The 3852-nt window shown below is 73.7% G+C and carries 3 protein-coding genes; all 3 read right to left on the bottom strand.

The features are described from left to right. Positions 1-746: ABC transporter ATP-binding protein (locus AOK08_RS39410; RefSeq protein WP_157876997.1), on the bottom strand; the 746-nt coding region annotated here is incomplete at its 3' end. Between the two features lie 84 nt (positions 747-830). Next, positions 831-1589 (bottom strand): NUDIX hydrolase, encoded by a 759-nt coding sequence (locus tag AOK08_RS39405; RefSeq protein WP_055535043.1) that lies wholly within the window; start codon positions 1587-1589, stop codon positions 831-833. A 130-nt stretch (positions 1590-1719) separates the two neighbouring features. Beyond that, positions 1720-3636: a glycogen debranching N-terminal domain-containing protein gene (locus tag AOK08_RS39400; protein ID WP_198539535.1), complete on the bottom strand. Its 1917-nt coding sequence runs from the start codon at positions 3634-3636 to the stop codon at positions 1720-1722. Between the last annotated feature and the right edge of the window lie 216 nt (positions 3637-3852).

Genomic DNA, 3852 nt, shown 5'->3' with positions numbered 1-3852 from the left:
GCCACCCGTCTCGCCGCCCTGGCCTCCTTGGTCGGCAGGGCGGCGAGACGGGTGGCATGGGGGCTGCGCACGACGACGCGCGGGCGCAGTCTGGTCCGGGAGAAGTCCGCGGCTTCCTGGTCGGCGACGACTCGCCCGTGTTCCAGGGTGATGATCCGGTCGGCGGTACGGGCCGCCTCCTTGGGGTCGGTGGTGGTGCACAGGACGGTGCCGCCCTGGGCCGCGTGGGCGCGCAGCATGCCGTGCAGCCAATGGCGTTCGCGGGCGGACAGTCCGTCGGTGAGCGCGTCGAGCACGAGGGTGTGCGGGTCCGCGAGCAGAGCGCAGGCGAGGCCGAGACGGCGGTCCATGCCGCGCGACAGTGTGCCCAGGCGTTCGTTGCGGAGGCTGACGAGGCCGACGACCTCAAGCACTTCGTCGGCCCGGCGGACCGGGACGCCCGCCGCCGCGCACAGCATGCGGAGCTGGCCCCGGACGGTGCGCGCGGGATGACCCGGCACATCGCCCAGGAGAACGCCGACCTCACGGGACGGATGGGCGACCCGGTGCAGTGGGCGGCCTCTGAAGTAGGTGGTCCCACGGCCCTGCTGGAGTTCGAGCATGAGCCTGAGCACCGTAGTCTTGCCGGCGCCCGGGGCACCGAGGAGCGTGGTGACACAGCCCGCGCGCGCCTCGAAGGAGACGTCGTCAACGGCGGGCGGGAGCTCCTTGCGGGGGTTGCTGGTCAGTCCGAAGGCCTCGATCACCCGTAGCAAGATAGCGCGCTATGTCCGTTTTATCGGGTGTGGCGGGGCCCACTGAACGGCAGGCATTACCCAGCGGGTTCGAAGTCAGACCTCGGGACGCAGCATCGGGGGGTTGAGCAGGGTGGCGCCGCCGGCCCGGAAGAGCTGGGCGGGACGACCGCCCTGCCGGGTGGTCGTACCTCCGGTGGGGACGAGGAAGCCCGGCGTGCCCGTGACCTTGCGGTGGAAGTTGCGCGGGTCGAGGGCGACGCCCCACACCGCCTCGTACACACGACGCAACTCTCCGACGGTGAACTCGGTCGGGCAGAACGCCGTGGCCAGTGACGAGTACTCGATCTTGGAGCGGGCGCGCTCCACCCCGTCGGAGAGGATCTGGGCGTGGTCGAAGGCGAGTGGTGCCGCCTGTTCGCCGTCCCGGCCGTAGCCGCCCTGTTGCAGCAGTTCCTCCACGGGTGCCCAGCGGGCGCTGTTGGCGTCACCGCCGGCCCGGGGAGCGGGCAGGTCGGGGGCGAGTGCGAGATGAGCGACGCTGACCACCCGCATCCGGGGATCGCGCTTGGGGTCGCCGTACGTCGCGAGCTGCTCCAGGTGAGCGCCGTTGTCCTGGGCCGGGGAGTCCGGGTCGTGGGCGCGCAGGCCGGTCTCCTCGGCCAGTTCACGCGCCGCGGCCTGCGAGAGATCCTCGTCGGCCCTCACGAAGCCGCCGGGGAGCGCCCAGCGGCCCTGAAAGGGCGCCTCACCCCTTCGTACCGCCAGCGCGCACAGGGCATGACGACGCACGGTCAGCACGACCAGGTCCACGGTGACGGCGAAGGGCGGGAAGGCTGACGGGTCGTAGGGCATGCCGCGATCATAGTCGTCTGCCTGACGATAAACACTCTCTTCTCCGGTCGCACCATGACCGATCCACGTTGACCGGGCACGGGCGCCACCAGCCCCTTCCGGGCATCCTCCGCGGACGTGTCGCACGAGGTCACGCTCCCAGTTGCAGCCCTGCGGCGGCCTCCTCGACCATGGCGACACCGAGCCGGCCGACCCGTACGGAGAAGGGGGCACCCGCGATCCGCAGCCCCGTCAGGCCGATCTCGCCCAGCGGCACGCTGCGTACCGGACGGAGCATGACCCTGCTCTCCGGGGCGTCCGGGCGGACACCGGCCAGGGTCACCAGCAGCAGCACCCCGGAAGCGGCGGCGGTGGCCGCCGGCCGGCAGGCCGCCGGGTGGGGCAGCGGGACGCCGCCTTCCACCCGCTGCTCCCCCGCGTACATCTCCGGCAGCCGGTACTCGAAGGCCTCGGCCGCCGCCAGAAGTCCGCGCAGCAGCGAACTCGCCTCCTTCTCGTACCCGGCGGCGACCAGGCCCGCGACGGCCACCGCCGTCTCCTGCACCCGCACGGCACCGCTCCGGTGGCCGAACGGGTTGTATCCCGCCTCCTTGACGCCCAGCCCGCGCAATCCCCAGCCGGAGTCCATGGCCGGGCTGCCGAACAACCGGGCGAGTTGTCCGGTCTGTACCTTGTCGAGCAGCCCGGGAGCCTGCTCGCCCTCGCCCAGCAGGCCGGTGTCGAGGAGATGGGCGGCGATCGCACCGAAGTGCGGCACGATGCGCCCGTCCGGCATACGGGCGGCGGCGGGCCGGCCGCCGCCCCGGTCGTCGACCCAGAAGTCGTCCCGGAACGCGGTGCGCAACTCCTGAGCCCACTGCCGCAGCCCGGCACCACCCGGCCTGCCGTACGCGTCGAGGAGATCGGCTCCGAGGAGGGCCGCACGGTGTGCGTGGGCCTGTGTCTCGCAGCGCAGCGGGCCGCCCGGCTGCGGATCGGGCAGATAGGTACCGTCGCCCACGGTCGTGAGCAGCCAGGTCAGACAGCGCTCGGCGGTGGGGAGCAGTTCCTCGGTCACCTGTTCAGGGAGCCCCCAGCGGCGGGCCTCGGCGAGGAGCACGGGGAAGAGCAGGGTGGCCTCCGTGCCCGTACAGCCCGGTGGCAGGTGGGGGCCCGCGTCCCGGCGCGGGCCGGGGAGCATGCCGGATCTCGGACCCGGCCCCGGGATCTGGGTGCGTGCGAGGGCTCGCAGCGTGCCTGCCGCGAGCCCGGTGCCGAGGGGAAGCGTCATTCGTGCCGCGGCGAGAGCCTCTGCCGGGGCCATGCCGCAGCGCCAGGGCGCGCCTGCCGCGAGATGGGTGTCGGAGGGATGCGCGGGGTCACGCAGGAGCAGGGCCTGGAGGTCTTCGATGCTGGTCCGGAGGAGCGCCTCGACGCGTGGATCGTCGCCGGCGGCCCGCGCCGGCGCCAGCGAGCTCGTCGCCACATGGCCCACAGCTCGGACGGGCCCCGCGCCATCCTGCCGGGCACGAAGTTCCAGGGTCATGGAACCGCCCGGAGGCAGATCGAGCTCCCAGCGCAACAGGCCTGCCGAGGCCAGCGCGTCGGCGGGTGGCGGGTCGGCGGTGACGGCCGCGCTGCCGGTGGGGCTGGACCAGCGCAGGCCTGAGGCGTGGACGCTGGCGGGCAGTTCGGGGCCCGCGGTGCCGGAGGCGATCGTGCCCAGGTCCGCCAGGTCGGTGCCGAGTGACACCTCGACGGGCAGGCGCAGCGGGCGCGGTGCCGAGCTGTGCAGGGTGATGCGTTCCGTGCCGTCCGCGTGACGGACGCGCTCCACGATGACATCGGGGTCCGGCCCGCCGTCGGGGGAGACGCGCAGTGTCCCCACGAAGCGGGCGCGGTCGGCGGCTGTCATCCGGGCCTGCACCGCGAGCGGTTCACGACCGGCCACGCGGACCTGGCACCGGGCGAGAACGCGCCTGCCCGCGCGGTAGAAGCCCTCCAGACCCTGTCCGGTGAGCTGCCCTTGGTCCGTGGAGATCGCGAGCCCCGGGAGGGCGACGCAGATCAAGGTGGTGTGGGTCGGGGGCAACTGGGCGGGACGGCGGGCGGTGGGAGGCGGGGGAAGCGGCTGCCGAGGCGAGGGCGGCGGCGCGAGCGAGGGCGGCGCACCCCGCGCCGGGACCGCGGAAGGGCGTCCGGTACCCGGGAAACGGGGCTCCGAGGCGCGCGGGTCCCCGGCGTTCCCGGGTACTCCGCCGTCACCTCCCCGCAAGGGCGGTGC

The sequence above is a fragment of the Streptomyces graminilatus genome (assembly GCF_001418565.1).
In the GTDB taxonomy this organism is placed as follows: Bacteria; Actinomycetota; Actinomycetes; order Streptomycetales; family Streptomycetaceae; genus Streptomyces; species Streptomyces graminilatus.
Note: the sequence above shows the minus strand (reverse complement) of the source record. Positions and strands in the feature narration are given on the sequence as shown.

Bases quoted from the DNA above. Each gene is read 5' to 3' on its own strand.
- AOK08_RS39405 (WP_055535043.1), bottom strand. From the start codon at position 1,589: ATGCCCTACGACCCGTCAGCCTTCCCGCCCTTCGCCGTCACCGTGGAC.